The following is a 15,619-nucleotide window of genomic DNA, read 5'->3' on the forward strand; positions in this document are numbered from 1 at the left end:
GATGACCCATCCCATCGGCCACGGCGTGCCGTCGGCGAACAAGCCGACCGCGCATCGACCAGGGCGCGGACGCGTATCGCGCCGTGTCGCCGCCATCGACAGCGGGCGCATGTCCGATGACGAAGCTGGCTGCGGGACTGCACAACGGGAGCACCGCACTTTTGCTTAGTCCCGGCACGCCATGCCTGGATGCGCGATAGGCCGCGTAGCCTTGGGCGTTGAGTCAGCAGAGATGATAGGGACGTACCGCCTATCGAAAATGCCCGGAAAACCGCAAGCCTTTATGAACTGGACTCATGAATGCCCGCGCCGCTGCCGCACGGAAAGTACGTGAGGTGCGTGAGGTACGTGAGGTACGTGAGGTACGTGAGCCAGGTTACGTCAGCTACGCACGGGGCGAATATAATGGCAGGTTCGCTCCCTTGCCCCGCATCCGCCCATGAAGAACGCCGCATTGTTGACCCTGGCGCTGGCCTTGCACGCAACCGCGCAGGCCGCCGGCGACGCGCAGGCCGGCAAGGCGGTATTCACCGCGAAGTGTGCCTCCTGCCACAGCGTCGGGCCCTCGGCGCGCGCCGCTTTTGGCCCTCAGCTCAATGGGATCTTCGGCAGGGTCGCCGGCGGCACGACCGACTACAAGTACTCCCCCGAGATGAAGCAATCGGGCGTGGTGTGGTCCGAGAAAACCTTGAGCGCGTTTATCCAGTCGCCCAGCAAGGTTGTGCCCGGCACCAGGATGCGCTTCTGGGGGATCAGCAACGAGCGGCAGATCGCGGACTTGCTGGCCTACCTGCATGCATACCAGTAGCGAGCACTACGGGCACTACGGGCACTACAAGCACTACAGAAAGAATCAAACGCTCCGTAACCGATAGAATAGGTGCCGGCGCCACATGGCATGGCGCCCCCGACAGATCTGATCCGGAGTTGGCATGGAACCCCTCTCATTCGAGATTGTCACCGTCGAGGAAGCGAGGCTGATCCTGGATGGCACCGTGCCCACCCCAGGCGAGCCCGACTGGGCTGGCCGGCGGCAACCCGAAACCGCGGAAGCGAAGACCCTCTCGGCCACCGCGCTCAAATGGCTGGCTGTGCTGCCGCCGCAGGCGCGGCCGCTGGAGCTGTGCCGCAGCTATCCGCGCATCGGCAACCAGCTGGCAGCGCTTTGGGCCGACCCAGCCGCGCTATCGAATTTCCTGGCCGACCTGCTGATCGACAAGCGCGGCGGCCGCCAGGGGTTCCCCGGCGGCATCGCGCTTGAATTATCGCAACTGCAGGAGCACCTTCTGCGCACGATGGAGCCGTGACCGCATCAGCGCAGAACGCCAGAATCTTTTTGGAAATGGCGTCTTAGTGCGCTCTTCCCGGCGTGCAGTCTTCCACCATGCCGGAGATGCGGCTGGCGCTCATCATGGGGTGCCACTCCCCGGAGCTGCGGATCTCCACGTCGGAGCCTTCGGCGCCATCGGCAGCGCGGCGCAAGCTGATCAGGTGGAAGAACTTGTATTCATCCGCGTCCGCGCGCCCGACCCGGATATCCACCTTGCCGGGTTCCGGGTACGCGATCACGGTGGCGTCGTCGCCTAGCCGCTGCTTCAGGCACAGCACAAGGTCGCCTACGCTGGCCTTGGAGTGCACGCGCTTCGGATCCATCGCCTGGATGGAATTGGCGGTCACGCCGCCCGAACAGGCTGACAGCAATTGCGCCGCCATCGCGACAACCAGCAATACCCGTACCCGACCTCTTGACATTCCCGCTCCTTGGCTAGATGAGTCGGGTGATGTTACATCAAGTGAATTCGGATGCTGATGCTCGCTCCACGCGCGAAACACAGCACGGTGGAAACGCAATGCGGCAGGACGCAATGAGGTAGGAACAAAAAGCAAAAGGCCTGCACGGATGCAGGCCTTTTGCTTTCAATCTTGGTGCCCAGGAGAGGACTCGAACCTCCACAGTGTTGCCACCGCTAGGACCTGAACCTAGTGCGTCTACCAATTTCGCCACCTGGGCTAGGTGAGGTTGCGAATTCTACCCAACGTAACGAAATTTGCAAGTGCTGGCCGCACTGAATCAGAAGAAAAGTACAACTTTCCCCGAGCGCCGCCCGCTGCCGGCCCCGCTTGCGTGCGTCCGGTTCAGGAAAATGGACAAGCCGCCAGAAAGATTTCCATTCATCACTTGGTGCGCAGTGCACGGCCCAAACCGGTTGGCCGCCCTCCCAGCCCCGCGTATTTTTTCTGGCATTCCTCCCATGCCCTGTCGATTTCGGCCGCTCCCGTTCGTCGTCCCGATGACGGCGCGCGCAAGGCTCGCCGCATCGCAGGCAATCCCAAAGGAGATCGGACATGCATTACATCGATGGATTTGTTATCGCCGTGCCCACGGCCAAGCGCGATATCTACCGCGCGTACGCCGAGGCTGCCGCCGTGGTGTTCAAGGATCATGGCGCGCTGGGGCTGGTCGAGTGCTGGGGCGACGATGTGCCCGAGGGCAAGCTCACCTCGTTCCCGATGGCCGTCAAGCTGGAGAAGGACGAGACCGTGGTCTTCTCCTGGATCACCTGGCCATCGCGCAAGGCCCGGGACGAAGGCATGAAGGCCACGATGGAAGACCCCAGGCTGCGCAGCCAGGAGCCGATGCCGTTCGACGGCAAGCGGATGATCTTTGGCGGCTTCGAGATGATCGTCGACGCTTAGCCGCTTGACGGCGGTGCGTGATTGACCTTGCCCGGGGCTCCCGGGCTGGGATCATTTTGGCCAGCGGCGCATTTTCGCGCGGTGGCGGGCAACTTCGGAACGCAGGGCAATCCGCCAGTTAGAATATTCGGGTCGATTCGCGGCCACATGGCTTGCGGCCTGCTACCTCGAGTACTCCATGGACCCCGCCGAACAGAACATGCCCTTCTCTTTCAAATGCGCGTCATGCGGCGAGATCCACGAGGGCATGCCCAGCCTGGACGCCGACGCTCCGCTGTCCTACTACACATTGGCGGTGCATCCTGCCGACAGCCCGCCTTGAAGCAGGCTGACCTGACCTTGCTCGCGCACCGCGAGCGGCACGATGCAAGCCCCGGCTGTCGCCCATCGACGTCTTCATCGCACAATTGCGGAGCGCTGAACCCATGCCAACGAGAATCATCCGGGGCCGGCTGACAGGCTGGCGGCTGCTGTCCATTTCGTTGGCCGCCGCGCTGCCGTTTCTCGTGATGTTGCCGCTGGCCTACTACGAGTCCGAGCGACAGGCGCAAGCGCGAGCCAATGCCGCCAACGAGATCGTGCTGCGCCAGGCCGAATCCATCCTCAGTCAGGCAGCGAACCTGTCAGCCACCCTGACGACGCTGGCGGGACAACCCTGCGCTCAGGTCAAGGACCAGCTCCAGCGCATTGGCACATTCAGGCCTTATTTTCGCGCCCTGGTACTGGTGCGCGAGCACGCCCTCTACTGCTCGTCGGCTACGGGTGAGTTCCGCCAGCCGGTGTCCGAGCTCACCGGCCATCCCGGCCCGCTGCCGGTAGGCCAAACCCTGTACCTCCTCCCGGGCACGCCCATGGTGCCCGACCGCCCCGCCTTGCTGGTCGCGCTCGGCCTGGAGGACGGGCGCGGCGTCATCGCCGCGCTGGACGGCCAATACCTGCTGGATATCCTTGCCGCCGCCGGCCCCCGGGATCGCTTCGCCACGGCCATCGCGCTCAAAGGCTCGGACAACATACTGGCAGGGCCCGGCGGCTCGCCGCAAGACACCCCGGGCCTGGCCCGGCTCCCTGCGCTGACTTCGGAGCGCTACCCGATATCCGTGCTCACCGGCGTGCGGCCCGCCGTGATCGTGGCCCTGCGCAACGCGCTGCTGATGCGCTACACGCCGTTCGTGCTGCTGGCGTCGTTGCTGCTCGCGTACGCGGCCTACCGCCTCCATAGGCAACGTCTGTCCATGGTCGCCGAGATCCGGCGCGCCATGCGCAACAACGAATTCCACGTGCATTACCAGCCTGTGCTGGAGCTCGCCACGGGCCGATGCTCAGGCGTGGAAGCCCTCATCCGCTGGGACAAGCCAGGTACAGGGCCGATCCGGCCGGACCTGCTTTTTGCGGTGGCGCAAGACAATGCCCTCGCCCTTCCGCTTACGCGCCACCTGTTCGGATTGATACAACGTGACGTGGAAGCGCTGGCGATTCCGCCCGGCTTCCATATTGGCGTGAACATCACCGCCGAACATCTGGCCAGCACGGACATGATTGCCGACGTACAACGGTTGCAGCAAGGACTGCGGGACAAAGCACCGCGACTGGTGCTGGAGATTACCGAGCGCAAGGTTGTGCCGGATACTGACGTTGTGCTGAAGAACATGCAGGCACTGCGCGCGGCCGGCGTGCAATTCGCCATTGACGATTTTGGCACGGGGCATAGCTCGCTGGCGTACCTGGAGAGATTCACAGTTGACTACATCAAGATCGATCGGGGCTTTGTCTCGGTGATCGATACCGATGCGGTCAACGCGCCGGTGCTGGAGCTGATCATCTCGCTGGGCGCGCGGCTTGCGGTCACGCTGATCGCGGAAGGGATCGAGACGCAGACGCAAGCGGCTTACCTGCGCGGGAAAGGCGTGAAGTATGCGCAAGGATTCCTGTTTGCCAAGCCGATGGCCGCGGCTGCGCTACAGACCTGGCTGGCGAGCCAGCCCTTGCAAGAGGCGGCAGGCAGTTGAGCTCACCCCGGCCCGCCAACACAGCAATTTAAACGACTTATATCACTGGAACAATCTTTCTAATTCACTTTTCCACACGCTCCAGCGACAGTGGTGACACTGGCGACTGTAGAGATCGTGTTTGCCGATGCGCGGCGCCAACAGGCAAAGTGGATCGAACGTGAAAATGACGCTAACCGCTTGCGTTTGCACCACGGTGAGCTAGCCTGCCAACATCGAAATCAACAAAATCACATGGCTGGGCGGCGCCCCGGCACAAGTGAGGCCGAACCATGCCCAGGCACAACCCCGCGCTGCATCGTACCCAGAAGGCCCCCATGACACCGGGGCAGCGGCGGCTTCTCATCGTTAGCGCGATGCTGCTGCTGGCCGCGCTGGGCTGGGCGCTGACGATCGTGCTCAAGCCCGCCATCCAGCGCACGATCGTCATCACCACCGGAGCGGACAAGGGTATCTATCGCGGCTTTGCCGAGCGCTATGCCCCCATCCTGAAGCGTGATGGCATCAAGCTGGATATCCGCGGCTCGTCCGGGTCGATCGAGAACTATGAGCGGCTGAAGAATCCAGACAGCGAATACGAAGCAGGCTTCATCCAATCGGGCACCGCCACTCCGCAGGATACAGACGGCCTGCAAACCATCGCCGCGGTCTCCTATGAACCGATCTGGGTGTTTTACCGGGGTGAGGCCACCGTGGACCGCCTGGCACAGCTGCGCGGCAAGCGGGTCGCCATCGGCGTTCCCGGCAGCGGCCTGCTCAACGTCGCCCGGGTATTGCTCACATACAGCGGCATCACGGCCAGCAATACCGAGTTGCTGGAAATGAATGCCATGCAGGCCTATCAAGGCCTCGAAGAGGGCCAGCTGGATGCGGCCTTCTTTATCGGCAGGCCTGATGCCGAAATGCAGCAAACGTTGCTGAACAGCAATCTGAAGCTGATGAGTTTTGCCCAGGCCGACGCCCTCGTGCAGAAATTCCCGTCGCTGTCCAAGATTGTCTTTCCGCGCGCCTCCACCAGTATCGTCAACGATCTTCCGCAGGCCGATGTCACGCTGCTTGCAGCCACGGCCCTGCTCGTCTCCAAGGACACCCTGCACCCCGCCCTGGTCTACCTGCTGCTGGAGGCCGCCAGATCCGTCCACGGCGGCGATGATTACTTCACGCCACTCGGCACGTTTCCCAACCTGAATACCAGTGAATTTCCCGTTTCCGACGAAAGCACGCGCTACTTCAAATCGGGCCGTCCCTTCCTGCAGCGCTACCTTCCGTTCTGGCTTGCCAGCTTTATCGAGCGGCGCTTGCTGATCCTGCTCCCCTTCATGGCCTTGCTGCTCGGCTTGCTGCAGGCATTGCCGCGCATGGCGCGAGCGCGGATAAAAAACCGGCTAGTGGTCTGGTACCGGGAAATCAAGGCGCTCGAAGATGAAATATGGATGAACACGCAGCCAACCCCCGACCAGATTGCGCAATGGCGCGATGAGATCGAGAACATCGATGCGCATGCCAGCCGGATACGGATTCCGGAGCGCTATTTTGAGGATGTCTACGCGCTCAAGCAGGCGATCGGCGTCGTGCGGGACCGGATTGCCCAGGCGGCAGCGAAAGTGAAAGCGTAGCTGCGCATACGCCAGCGCGTCCTTTGGAGCCGCCTCGGACAGCGCTGTCTTGCCGATGGCGGGCTGGATTTTTCGTCCGTGGAATTCCTGATGTGCACCTTTGCCGGCGCGCAGCCTGGCCGAACTCGGCGGACTGAACCTGATGGCTGCCGCGGCTTCGCTCAAGGGCGCCATCATCTCGGTTGAACAAGCCGCGGAGATTGTCGGGCAAGCCGGTATCCGCGTCGGTTGAATGGCCGCACAAGGCAATGCGGATCGCGTCCTAGACGCGAAGCACGACGCGATCCAGGCCTTGGTACGGCCTCAGCCCCGGCGTACCGCGGTCACCTTGCCGTCCTTGACGTCCAGCGTGCGGCGCTGCGGGTTGTAGTCCATGGTGCCGGGCATCTGCTGGCCATCCCGCTCACCAAATCGCCATGCGCAGCCGTTGAGCAAGGCGACGGCATTGGCCTCGCTCTTGCCGATCAGGGCTTCATCGCCAAGTTTGTCCGCCTGGCAACCCTCTGGCGTGCCACGGCCGCCCTGCGGGCCCGGGTTGGGCACCGCACTGACGGGGGGTTGGGCGGCGCATCCCGCCATGAGCGTTGCGAACACGATTGCGCCCGCCGAGATATGCCGGGCCCATGTGCTTTGCTGTTTTGGCATTCGATTCCCTGATGGTGAGGTGGAAAAAGCCAAGTTTAGAGCAGAAAGGCGCCGCCAGAGCGCCTTGGTGCGCATGCATTGACTCGGCCCCAACACGGCCTCAACACTGCCTCAACACGGTCATGAGCTGCCCTTGGCTTAGCCTTAGCTCGTCTTCTTCGCAGCGTCTTGCGCCTGCGCCCACAAGCGCTCCTCCTGGGCCCGCAGCTCAGGCGTAAGCTCGGCACCAAAATCATCAAGCTCGAACAGCGGGCGAATCTCGATCTCGGAGTCGCTCTGCATGGGGTTGGGGCAGCGCTTGACCCATTCGACGGCCTCTTCCATGGACTTGACTTGCCATAGCCAGAACCCGGCGACCACCTCCTTGGTCTCTGCGAAGGGTCCGTCGACCACGGACCGCCGGCTGCCAGAAAATCGCACCCGCTTGCCTTTGGCGCTCGGGTGCAAGCCCTCGCCCGCGAGCATCACGCCGGCCTTGACGAGTTCTTCATTGAAGTTGCCCATTGCGGTAAGCAGCTCCGTGCTGGGCATTTCGCCAGCCTCTGATTCTTTCGTTGCCTTCACCATCACCATGACACGCATCGTCGCTCTCCTTGAGTGGATTGAGGGTGCCGCACGTCCTTAGCCCGGATCAGGATTGACGGGCGGCTCTGATACTACGACGAATCGGGATACCGGAAATCGACACCGCCGCCAAAGTATCTGGCGGCAAGCCTGCCCGGCCCGAATCGGCCCAACTCGACCCAACGTGGCCTGATTTGGCCTGAATTGGCCGCGAGGCGCGACAATCACATCCGATCTGGATTTTTAAGGCTCGCTTAAGACTCGGCCCGTAGACTGCGATCACACAAGACAACCCGGATCCCGGATAGGAGCTGCCATGACCCCCCAAGAGATGCAAGCGCTGGAAGGCTTCCTGACCCAACTCACGCAGGCCAGGGCTGGCGCCAAGGACCCCCAGGCGGACGCCCTCATCGCCGACGCGGTTGCCAGGCAGCCGGATGCCGCCTACCTGCTGGTCCAGCGCGCCATGATGCTTGACCATGCCCTGGCGACGGCAAAGGCGCAGATCGCCACGCTGCAGAGCCAGTTGCAGATGGCGCAAGCCAACGGCGCCAATCGCTTCCTCGACCCGGAAAACGCCTGGGGCAATAGTGCCAACCGCGTGGCACCCAGCCCCGTCATGGCGCCGCCGATGGCCGCGCCCGTGGCAGTGCCGCAGGCCGTCCAGGCGCCCCAGCCTGCGCCCGTGCAGCCATCCCGGCCCGGCTTCCTGAGTGGCGGCCTGGGCGGCGCGCTGGGCGGCATTGCCACGACGGCAGCCGGCGTGGCCGGCGGCGCGCTCCTGTTCCAGGGCATTGAAAACATGTTCCATCGCAACAGCAATGGCAACGGCGCAAACGGCTTTCTGGGACAGCCAGGCGCAGGGGCGCAGCCAGCGGAGACAGTCGTCAACAACTACTACGGCAATGACGACCGCTCGCCGCTGGGCTCGCCGGATGCGGCACTGGACAGCGGCCTTCTGGATGACGCATCGGGCAACGACGACTTCCTGAGCGACGACACCTGGAACGCCTAGCGCGTTCGGGGGCTTGCCAGGCGTGCATGGCAGCGGCCTGGCAGCCCCCACCCCTCTGATTGCACTGCGGCACCCCGGGTGGAGATGGCACCGGCAACGGCGATACACTCTTGCACTACGCGCTCACCCTGGGAACCCGATCCATGCCGCAACCTCGCTCGCTCTATCCCGCCATCGAACCCTATGAAACCGGCATGCTCGATGTCGGCGACGGCCACGTGGTGTACTACGAACGCGTCGGCACACCCGGCGCCAAGCCGGCCGTCTTCCTGCATGGCGGCCCCGGTGGCGGCATATCGGCCGACCACCGCCGCCTGTTCGATCCGGCGCGCTACGACGTCATGCTGTTCGACCAGCGCGGCTGCGGCCGCTCCACGCCCCACGCGGGCCTGGAGGCCAATACCACGTGGCACCTGGTGGACGACATCGAGCGCCTGCGCAAGCTCGCCAACGTGGAGCGCTGGCTGGTCTTTGGCGGCTCCTGGGGCTCCACGCTGGCGCTGGCCTATGCGCAAAAACACCCCGAGCGGACCAGCGAACTGGTGCTGCGCGGGATCTATACCGCCACCCGAGCGGAACTGGATTGGTACTACCAGTACGGCGTATCCGAGGTGTTCCCCGAGAAATGGGCCCGCTTCCAGGCGCCCATCCCGCCAGCCGAACGCGGCGACATGATGGCCGCCTACCGCAAGGTGCTGACCGGCAGCGATACGGCAAAGCAGCTGGAGGCCGCCCGCGCATGGAGCGTATGGGAAGGGGAAACCATCACCCTGCTGCCCGACCCGGCCAACACCGCCAAGCATGACGACGGCCATTTCGCGCTGGCGTTCGCGCGGCTGGAGAACCACTACTTCACGCATCTCGCCTGGCTGGAAGACGGCCAGTTGCTGCGCGACGCGCATCGCCTTGCCGGCATCCCCGGCGTGATCGTGCACGGGCGCTACGACATGCCCTGCCCGGCCCGGTACGCCTATGCGCTGCACCAGGCATGGCCAGACTCGGATCTGCATCTGATTGAAGGGGCGGGGCATGCCTGGACCGAGCCCGGCATCATGGATCAGCTGATTGCCGCTACCGACCGGTTTGCGGCGGCGCAATGATCGTCCTGGTGCTGCCGGCCGTGGGCGGCACAGCGCCGACAGCACTGACAGCACCGAAGCGGACTTTTGATGGCCGGCGGTTGGGGTCTTGAACACCCGTGTCCTAGACTTGAAGACCGCATTGCCACCACACGGCTGCGCATTGGCCGGCGGATGGCAAAGCGGCATTCAAGGCTCTCACCGACAGGGTGCACTATGGAATTCCTGAACTCCGGCAAAGTCCTCCCCGCAGGGCTGCCATTCTCCGAGGCGGTGCGCGTTGGCGATATGCTCTACCTCTCTGGACAGATGGGCATCGTCCACGGCAGCACCCGCCTGGTGCCCGGCGGCATCCGCGAAGAAGCCAAGCAGGCGCTGATGAACATCCGCATCACACTGGAAGCACACGGCCTGTCGCTCAAGCACGTCGCCAAATGCACCATCTTTCTGGCCGACATCAGCGAATGGCAGGTGTTCAACGAGGTCTACAAGGAGTTCTTCCAGGCGCCCTATCCGGCGCGCAGTGCGCTTGGGGCGAATGGCTTGGCGCTCGGGGCCAGGGTGGAGGTGGAGTGTATTGCGGTGTTTAGTGGCTGAGTGGCTGATACGGCGGCTACGAGCGGCCACTCCCCCGCGTGCGCGAGGGTGGCACAACTCGCCCTGCCGCGCTGGCCTAGAGCATGCCTTGCACGCGGTTCAAAGCCTCATCCAGCTGCTGCTTCAACGGGGTCAGCAGACAGTGCAGACCGTGGCTGTCCTCCACATCGTCGCTATCAAAATCCAGCAGCCTGAGAACAGCACCAAGCCCTGCACTGACGCGCAGCAGGTCGGCGCAGCTATCTTGCGCGATGCTTTGCGCACGGCTACGAAGTTCCTCGAGTTGGTAGGCTAGTTCCTGGACGCTGAGACGAGACTTGTTCGCTTGTAGCCCCGCTGACGCGAGGGGTGTCTCTTGGGGGCGGGGTTTTACTGCTTCTAGCTGCTGTCGCGGCTGTACGGTGTTGGCCGATTTAGAACGTGTGAGATGTCACTTCTCTTTACTCGTAAAGAGAAGTAACCAAGAGAAAGCGATCCTTGCAGGAGGCTGGCTTATTGCGGTTACGTAGCCCGGTGGTTTCGTCGTCAGGCCCTGGGTGCTAATGGCCTCGTGCCGTTACCGGTGTGAATGGCCACGATCCTGTCAATGACACCGGTTTCGTGGTGAGGCTGCTCGGTAGCGGCATCCCTGCTCATTCACGCATCTGCCGGTACCGGCTCGAAGTGCCACGATATATCACGCTGTGATGGTTTCGTGGTGGGGTGGGCGCGGCGAAGAAGTTCTTGGTCCTATCCATTCGGTGCCACCGCGCCCACGACGGAAACGGGACGCCTGCAACTTCGTGGCCGGTCACCCCGCGAGCGACAGACGGCTTGAAGTTCGTGGTGGCCGCTACCGGGGGGACCACCACGAATCCCTGGGCATTGGCTGCGTCGTGGTGGTCTAAACTGGTAACGGCACGAGTCCATTAGCACCCGGGGCCGTACGACGAAACCATTGGGGCTCCCAATGACGCCACGCCAGCCTCCTGCAAGGATCGCTTTCTTTTGGTTACTTTTCTTTACGAGTAAAGAAAAGTGACATCTCACACGTTCCAAAACGGCCAACACCGTACAGCCGCGACAGCAGCTAGAAGCAGTAAAACCCCACCCCCAAGAGACACCCCCCGCGTCAGCGGGGCTAAAAACCTCGCACATCAGCGCAACCCCAAACCCGCAGGCGCCACGCCAAATATCACTCTATTCCCCTTGTCATCCCCCTACCTCCGAATAAACTCAAGCAAATCCTGATTGATCAAATCAGGATGGGTAGTACACATCCCATGCGGCAACCCCTTGTAAACCTTCAGCGTGCCCTGCTTCACCAGCTCCGCTGACAGCAAAGCCGAATCCGCAATCGGCACGATCTGGTCATCGTCCCCATGCAGGATCAGCACCGGCACATCGATCTTCTTGAGGTCTTCCGTAAAGTCCGTTTCCGAGAACGCCTTGATGCAATCGTAGTGCGCCTTGATCCCGCCCATCATGCCCTGGCGCCACCAGTTCGCCATGATGCCTTCGGATGGCTTGCCCCCCTCGCGGTTGTAGCCGTAGAACGGGAACGGCACGTCCTTGTAGAACTGTGCCCGGTTGGCAGCCAGTTGCCTGCGAAAGCCGTCGAACACCTCCATCGGCAGGCCGCCCGGGTTGGCGGCGCTCTTGACCATGATCGGCGGCACGGCGCCGATCAGCACCGCCTTGGCTACGCGGCCAGCGCCGTGCTGCGCGACGTAGCGTGCCACCTCCCCGCCGCCGGTGGAGTGGCCGATGTGCACGGCGTTTTTCAGGTTCAGATGGGCGGCCAGCGCGGCGACATCCGCGGCGTAGGTGTCCATCTCGTTGCCGGTGTCGGTCTGCGTGGAGCGCCCGTGGCCGCGGCGGTCGTGCGCGATCACCCGGAAGCCCTTGGAGAGGAAGAAGAGCATCTGCGCGTCCCAGTCGTCCGCGCTGAGCGGCCAGCCGTGATGGAACACGATGGGCTGGCCCGTGCCCCAGTCCTTGTAGAAGATGTGCGTGCCGTCCTTGGTCGTGATCTCACTCATGGAATGACCTCCTTGTGGGTTGCAGCGGGACTTGCCGGACTACTGCATCGCCTGGAAGAAAGACAGCGTCCGCGCGTTGGCGGCCTTGGCTGCGTCGGCGTTGTAGTGCACGCCAGCGTTGCGCGCGAAGGCGTGCATGCAGCCGGGGTATGTGTGGATCTCCACCTTGGGGCGGTCGCGCAGGGCTTCGATGATGGTTGCGCGCGCCTGCGGTGGCACGAACTCGTCTTCTTCGGCGATGTGCATCAACAGCGGCGCTGACAGCTTGCTGGCTTCGGCCAGATGCTGGTCGATGCCAACGCCGTAGTAAGACACCGCGGCATCCGCGTTGGTGCGCACCGCGGTCAGGAACGCCAGCAGGCCGCCAAGGCAATAGCCAACCGTGCCTACGCCGCCGCGCACGCCCGGCTGTTTGCGCGCGGCCTGAATGGTGGCATCGAGGTCTGCCACGCCTTTGTCCACGTCGAACGCGGTGTAAAGCGCCAGCGCCTTTTTCCATTCGGCCTCGGTCTTGTCGGTCAGCTCCACATTGGGTTCTTGCCGCCAGTACAGGTCGGGGCAGATGGCAACGAAGCCCTGGCTGGCAAAGTCGTCACACGTCTGCCGCATGTCCGCGTTGATGCCAAAGATCTCCTGGATCACGACGATGGCGGTGGCGCGCGCGTTGGCGGCTGGCGTGGCCAGATAGGCGGCAAAGCTGCCGTCGGCCACGTCGATGGTGATGCGCTTGCCCATGGAAAGCCTCCCTTGCATTGGTGTGCCGGACGTACCACCGTACAGTTATAGGCGAAATCGTCGGAGACGACAGACCAAGTTGCATGGGCCGGGCGACGCCGGCTGCCAGCGCGCGCGGGCAACCGGGCGCGCCCTCAGTCCCCCTTGAATCCCGAAGCCTTGATCACCGGCGTCCAGCGCGCGGCAAGCGCGTTTGCATACCTGGCCACCTCATCCGGCGCGCCACCAGGCAGCAGGTCATACCCGGTGCGCGCCAGCTTCTCCCGCACATCCGGCATGGCCAGGACCTTGCGCACGGCGTCGCTCCACTGCGCGGCCACGTCGGGCGCGGTGCCCGCGCGCACATACAGCAGATAGCGCGACGAGGTCACCAGGTTTGGAAACCCGGACTCCGCGAACGTGGGCACATTGGGCAGCGCATCGGCGCGCCTGTCGCCGGCCACGGCCAGCACGCGGAGTTTGCCGGCGCGGTGGTATTCCACGAAGGTGGTGGTTGCATCCATGCCGGCGGATATCTGGTTGCCCATCAGGTCCGTGACCAGGGCGCCGCCCCCGCGATAGGGCACCAGGGTGCTGCCCGTATGAGATTGGGCGACGAATTCCACCGCAAGAAAATGAAGCAACGTGCCAACGGTACTGATGCCGATGGAGTACTCGGCGGGACGGGCCTTGGCCGCCTGGACAAAATCTGCCAGCGTCTTGATCGGCGAGCTGGCGCTCACCGCCAGCCCGAACTGAACGCCAGCCACATCGGTGATGGCCTTGAAATCGGTAACGGGATTAAAGCGCATGTTGTTGTAGATCAGCGGGCCGATGAACATCGGATCCACTGGCGCCAGCAGCACGGCGTTGCCGTCCGCGGGCGCGTTCTTCAGGACTTCGGCCGCCACGCGGGTGCCGGCGCCGGGACGGTTGTCGACGATCACGGTGCGGCCCATCGCGTCCTTCAGCTTCTCCGCCAGCAAGCGCCCCATGAAATCGGCTGGCCCGCCCGCCGGGAACGGCACGATGATGCGCGAGACGGCCTGGCCCCATGCTGCACGCGACATCACGCTGCCCGCACACAGGACGGCGGCAGTGCCGGCCAGCATGGCGCGGCGCGATTGCCGCACAGCGGCGTTATGGTTGCGGTCGTTCATTGGATGCTCCTGGTTGGTTTGCGGGAGGGGATTACCGGGCGGTGAATGGGGTGAAGCGCGCTGCGTCTTCGATGACCTGCCCTGCTCGCAGCAGCAGGTCTTCCCTGAAGCGCCAGGCCATCAGTTGCACGCCAACGGGGACGGCGCCGGCCATGCCCGTGGGTACCGAGAGGCCCGGCATGCCAAGCATGGCGGTGGCAAGCAGCGGGCTCTGGGCGTCGAGCAGTGCGTGCGTTTGTTCGAGCGTGCCGATATCCGCGTCCTGCGTGCAGGGCCGCTGCCATGACACCGGCATCAACACCAGCGGATAGCTATCCAGGAAGACCGACCAGTTGCGCGCCAGTGCCTGGCGCCGCGCCAATGCATCGAGAAAGCCATCGCGGCTGGTCTGCGCCATGCCCGCGATCATGTTGCTCTGGCTGCGCCGCATGGCTTCGTCGCCGTGCTGGTCCACCCCGGCGATGATGTTGCGGCGGCTGTCGTCCGTGATCAGCGTGCGCCATAGCGCGGCGGCTTCGAGGAAGTCGGGCAAGGCGGCTTCTTCCACCGCATAGCCGGCTTGCTGCAACCAGTGGGCGGCGCTGTCCAGTGCGTGGCTCACCGCCGGATCGATGGGAATGCCCGGGCAATGCTTGAAGAGCGCCACGCGGATCGGGCCCGCTGGTGGTGGCAACTCTAGCGGCGCGGGTACCCACGCCGGATCGCGCGCGTCGTAGCGCGCCATGGCGTGATAGCCAAGCTGCAGGTCGGCCATGCTGCGGGCCATGGCACCCTGCACCGACATTAGTTGCGGCGTGATGCTGCGCTCGGCGCTGGCGCTGGGGTTGTATGCGGGCACGCGGCCGACCGTTGGCCGCAAGCCGGGCACGCCACAGGCATAGGCCGGATAGCGGATGGAGCCGCCGATGTCGTTGCCATGCGCTAGCGCGCCCATGCCGCAAGCCACCGCGGCGGCGGCGCCGCCACTGGAGCCGCCGGGGGTGATATCGTGATCCCAGGGGTTGAGCGTGCGGCCGTGCAGGCCGTTGTCCGTGAACCAGCGCGACGAGTAGGTGGCGGTGTTGCTGCGCCCGACAATGATGGCGCCGGCATTGCGCCAGTGCGCCACCACGGGTGCGTCTTCGCGCGCGATGTTGTCTTTGAGCGGGATCACGCCATTGGTGGTGGCGTGCCCGGCCTGATCCACATTGATCTTGATCGTGACCGGCACACCATGAAGCGGCCCAAGTTGCGCGCCGCTGGCGACTTGCTGGTCAGCCGCATCGGCACTCGCCAGCGCTTGCGTGGCCAGCACTTCTGCAAGCGCGTTGATGCGCGGGTTGAGCTGTTCGATGCGTGCGAGCGCGCTGGCGGTGGCCTCGCGGCAGGAAATGTCGCGGCGGCGCACGGCGGCGGCAATGTCGACGGCGCTCCAGCGCCACAGCGTTTCGGGGGTTTTCACGTTGAGACTCCAGGAATTTCGGGCAAAAGCGATCCCGCCCCAAATGCGAAATGCGAAATGCAAA

17 protein-coding genes, 1 tRNA gene and 1 pseudogene are annotated in these 15,619 nt (G+C 63.9%); 10 read left to right on the forward strand and 9 right to left on the reverse strand.

The genetic code is table 11. From position 1 onward, the window contains the following. Positions 1–439: 439 nt before the first annotated feature. Positions 440–808, forward strand: coding sequence for a cytochrome c family protein (locus A9975_RS34870; protein ID WP_183036711.1), 369 nt, complete (start codon positions 440–442; stop codon positions 806–808). Positions 809–932: 124 nt separating this feature from the next. Beyond that, entirely contained in the window at positions 933–1,307 is a 375-nt protein-coding gene (locus A9975_RS34875; protein ID WP_183036712.1) for a hypothetical protein, read from the forward strand. Between the two features lie 43 nt (positions 1,308–1,350). On the opposite strand, the gene A9975_RS34880 is transcribed toward A9975_RS34875, so the two are convergent. Next, positions 1,351–1,752: a hypothetical protein gene (locus A9975_RS34880; protein ID WP_183036713.1), complete on the reverse strand. Its 402-nt coding sequence runs from the start codon at positions 1,750–1,752 to the stop codon at positions 1,351–1,353. A gap of 172 nt (positions 1,753–1,924) precedes the next feature. Next, positions 1,925–2,011: transfer RNA gene (locus A9975_RS34885), tRNA-Leu, on the reverse strand. 335 nt (positions 2,012–2,346) lie between these two features. Between A9975_RS34885 and A9975_RS34890 the strand changes: the two genes are divergently transcribed. The 5 genes from A9975_RS34890 to A9975_RS38415 all read left to right on the forward strand — a co-directional run bounded on the left by A9975_RS34890 (position 2,347) and on the right by A9975_RS38415 (position 6,551). Continuing rightward, entirely contained in the window at positions 2,347–2,697 is a 351-nt protein-coding gene (locus A9975_RS34890; RefSeq protein ID WP_183036714.1) for a DUF1428 domain-containing protein, read from the forward strand. A 178-nt stretch (positions 2,698–2,875) separates the two neighbouring features. After that, entirely contained in the window at positions 2,876–3,019 is a 144-nt protein-coding gene (locus tag A9975_RS34895) for a hypothetical protein (protein ID WP_183036715.1), read from the forward strand. Between the two features lie 103 nt (positions 3,020–3,122). Further along, on the forward strand, positions 3,123–4,703 hold the full coding sequence (locus A9975_RS34900) for an EAL domain-containing protein (RefSeq protein WP_183036716.1): 1,581 nt from the start codon (positions 3,123–3,125) through the stop codon (positions 4,701–4,703). A 317-nt stretch (positions 4,704–5,020) separates the two neighbouring features. Continuing rightward, positions 5,021–6,319, forward strand: coding sequence for a TAXI family TRAP transporter solute-binding subunit (locus tag A9975_RS34905; protein ID WP_183036717.1), 1,299 nt, complete (start codon positions 5,021–5,023; stop codon positions 6,317–6,319). 100 nt (positions 6,320–6,419) lie between these two features. After that, a complete protein-coding gene (locus A9975_RS38415; protein ID WP_255504218.1) occupies positions 6,420–6,551 on the forward strand; it encodes a hypothetical protein in 132 nt (43 codons plus the stop codon). Positions 6,552–6,622: 71 nt separating this feature from the next. Here the strand turns inward: A9975_RS38415 and A9975_RS34910 are convergent, their stop codons facing one another. Together A9975_RS34910 and A9975_RS34915 are read right to left on the reverse strand one after the other, a co-directional pair. Next, positions 6,623–6,898: a hypothetical protein gene (locus tag A9975_RS34910; RefSeq protein ID WP_255504238.1), complete on the reverse strand. Its 276-nt coding sequence runs from the start codon at positions 6,896–6,898 to the stop codon at positions 6,623–6,625. 210 nt (positions 6,899–7,108) lie between these two features. Then, entirely contained in the window at positions 7,109–7,546 is a 438-nt protein-coding gene (locus tag A9975_RS34915) for a YciI family protein (protein ID WP_183036719.1), read from the reverse strand. 298 nt (positions 7,547–7,844) lie between these two features. On the opposite strand from A9975_RS34915, the gene A9975_RS34920 reads away from it, so the two are divergent. From A9975_RS34920 to A9975_RS34930, 3 genes are all read left to right on the forward strand, one after another. Continuing rightward, positions 7,845–8,543 (forward strand): DUF2076 family protein, encoded by a 699-nt coding sequence (locus A9975_RS34920; RefSeq protein WP_183036720.1) that lies wholly within the window; start codon positions 7,845–7,847, stop codon positions 8,541–8,543. Positions 8,544–8,686: 143 nt separating this feature from the next. Beyond that, positions 8,687–9,643 (forward strand): prolyl aminopeptidase, encoded by a 957-nt coding sequence (gene pip / locus A9975_RS34925; protein WP_183036721.1) that lies wholly within the window; start codon positions 8,687–8,689, stop codon positions 9,641–9,643. 195 nt (positions 9,644–9,838) lie between these two features. Further along, on the forward strand, positions 9,839–10,219 hold the full coding sequence (locus A9975_RS34930) for a RidA family protein (protein ID WP_150993268.1): 381 nt from the start codon (positions 9,839–9,841) through the stop codon (positions 10,217–10,219). Between the two features lie 76 nt (positions 10,220–10,295). Here A9975_RS34930 and A9975_RS34935 read toward each other — a convergent pair. The 5 genes and pseudogenes from A9975_RS34935 to A9975_RS34955 form a co-directional block, all read right to left on the reverse strand. Beyond that, a pseudogene (locus A9975_RS34935) lies at positions 10,296–10,535 on the reverse strand (DUF1484 family protein); the annotation flags it as partial. Between the two features lie 883 nt (positions 10,536–11,418). Further along, positions 11,419–12,240, reverse strand: coding sequence for an alpha/beta fold hydrolase (locus A9975_RS34940; protein WP_183036722.1), 822 nt, complete (start codon positions 12,238–12,240; stop codon positions 11,419–11,421). Between the two features lie 39 nt (positions 12,241–12,279). Continuing rightward, on the reverse strand, positions 12,280–12,975 hold the full coding sequence (locus tag A9975_RS34945; protein WP_183036723.1) for a dienelactone hydrolase family protein: 696 nt from the start codon (positions 12,973–12,975) through the stop codon (positions 12,280–12,282). A gap of 134 nt (positions 12,976–13,109) precedes the next feature. Further along, positions 13,110–14,114, reverse strand: a complete 1,005-nt coding sequence (locus tag A9975_RS34950; protein WP_183036724.1) for a Bug family tripartite tricarboxylate transporter substrate binding protein — start codon at positions 14,112–14,114, stop codon at positions 13,110–13,112. Positions 14,115–14,145: 31 nt separating this feature from the next. Continuing rightward, positions 14,146–15,555 carry an amidase family protein gene (locus tag A9975_RS34955; protein WP_183036725.1) on the reverse strand — a complete coding sequence of 470 codons (1,410 nt, stop codon included), beginning with the start codon at positions 15,553–15,555 and terminating at the stop codon, positions 14,146–14,148. Positions 15,556–15,619: the final 64 nt, after the last annotated feature.

The sequence above is a fragment of the Cupriavidus sp. UME77 genome (genome assembly GCF_014170355.1).
In the GTDB taxonomy this organism is placed as follows: domain Bacteria; phylum Pseudomonadota; class Gammaproteobacteria; order Burkholderiales; family Burkholderiaceae; genus Cupriavidus; species Cupriavidus basilensis.

Bases quoted from the DNA above. Each gene is read 5' to 3' on its own strand.
- A9975_RS34915 (WP_183036719.1), bottom strand. From the start codon at position 7,546: ATGCGTGTCATGGTGATGGTGAAGGCAACGAAAGAATCAGAGGCTGGC.
- A9975_RS34895 (WP_183036715.1), top strand. From the start codon at position 2,876: ATGGACCCCGCCGAACAGAACATGCCCTTCTCTTTCAAATGCGCGTCA.
- A9975_RS34920 (WP_183036720.1), top strand. From the start codon at position 7,845: ATGACCCCCCAAGAGATGCAAGCGCTGGAAGGCTTCCTGACCCAACTC.
- A9975_RS34900 (WP_183036716.1), top strand. From the start codon at position 3,123: ATGCCAACGAGAATCATCCGGGGCCGGCTGACAGGCTGGCGGCTGCTG.
- A9975_RS34905 (WP_183036717.1), top strand. From the start codon at position 5,021: ATGACACCGGGGCAGCGGCGGCTTCTCATCGTTAGCGCGATGCTGCTG.
- A9975_RS34950 (WP_183036724.1), bottom strand. From the start codon at position 14,114: ATGAACGACCGCAACCATAACGCCGCTGTGCGGCAATCGCGCCGCGCC.
- A9975_RS34930 (WP_150993268.1), top strand. From the start codon at position 9,839: ATGGAATTCCTGAACTCCGGCAAAGTCCTCCCCGCAGGGCTGCCATTC.
- A9975_RS34890 (WP_183036714.1), top strand. From the start codon at position 2,347: ATGCATTACATCGATGGATTTGTTATCGCCGTGCCCACGGCCAAGCGC.
- A9975_RS34945 (WP_183036723.1), bottom strand. From the start codon at position 12,975: ATGGGCAAGCGCATCACCATCGACGTGGCCGACGGCAGCTTTGCCGCC.
- A9975_RS34940 (WP_183036722.1), bottom strand. From the start codon at position 12,240: ATGAGTGAGATCACGACCAAGGACGGCACGCACATCTTCTACAAGGAC.
- A9975_RS34910 (WP_255504238.1), bottom strand. From the start codon at position 6,898: ATGGCGGGATGCGCCGCCCAACCCCCCGTCAGTGCGGTGCCCAACCCG.
- A9975_RS34870 (WP_183036711.1), top strand. From the start codon at position 440: ATGAAGAACGCCGCATTGTTGACCCTGGCGCTGGCCTTGCACGCAACC.
- A9975_RS34875 (WP_183036712.1), top strand. From the start codon at position 933: ATGGAACCCCTCTCATTCGAGATTGTCACCGTCGAGGAAGCGAGGCTG.
- A9975_RS34880 (WP_183036713.1), bottom strand. From the start codon at position 1,752: ATGTCAAGAGGTCGGGTACGGGTATTGCTGGTTGTCGCGATGGCGGCG.
- pip (WP_183036721.1), top strand. From the start codon at position 8,687: ATGCCGCAACCTCGCTCGCTCTATCCCGCCATCGAACCCTATGAAACC.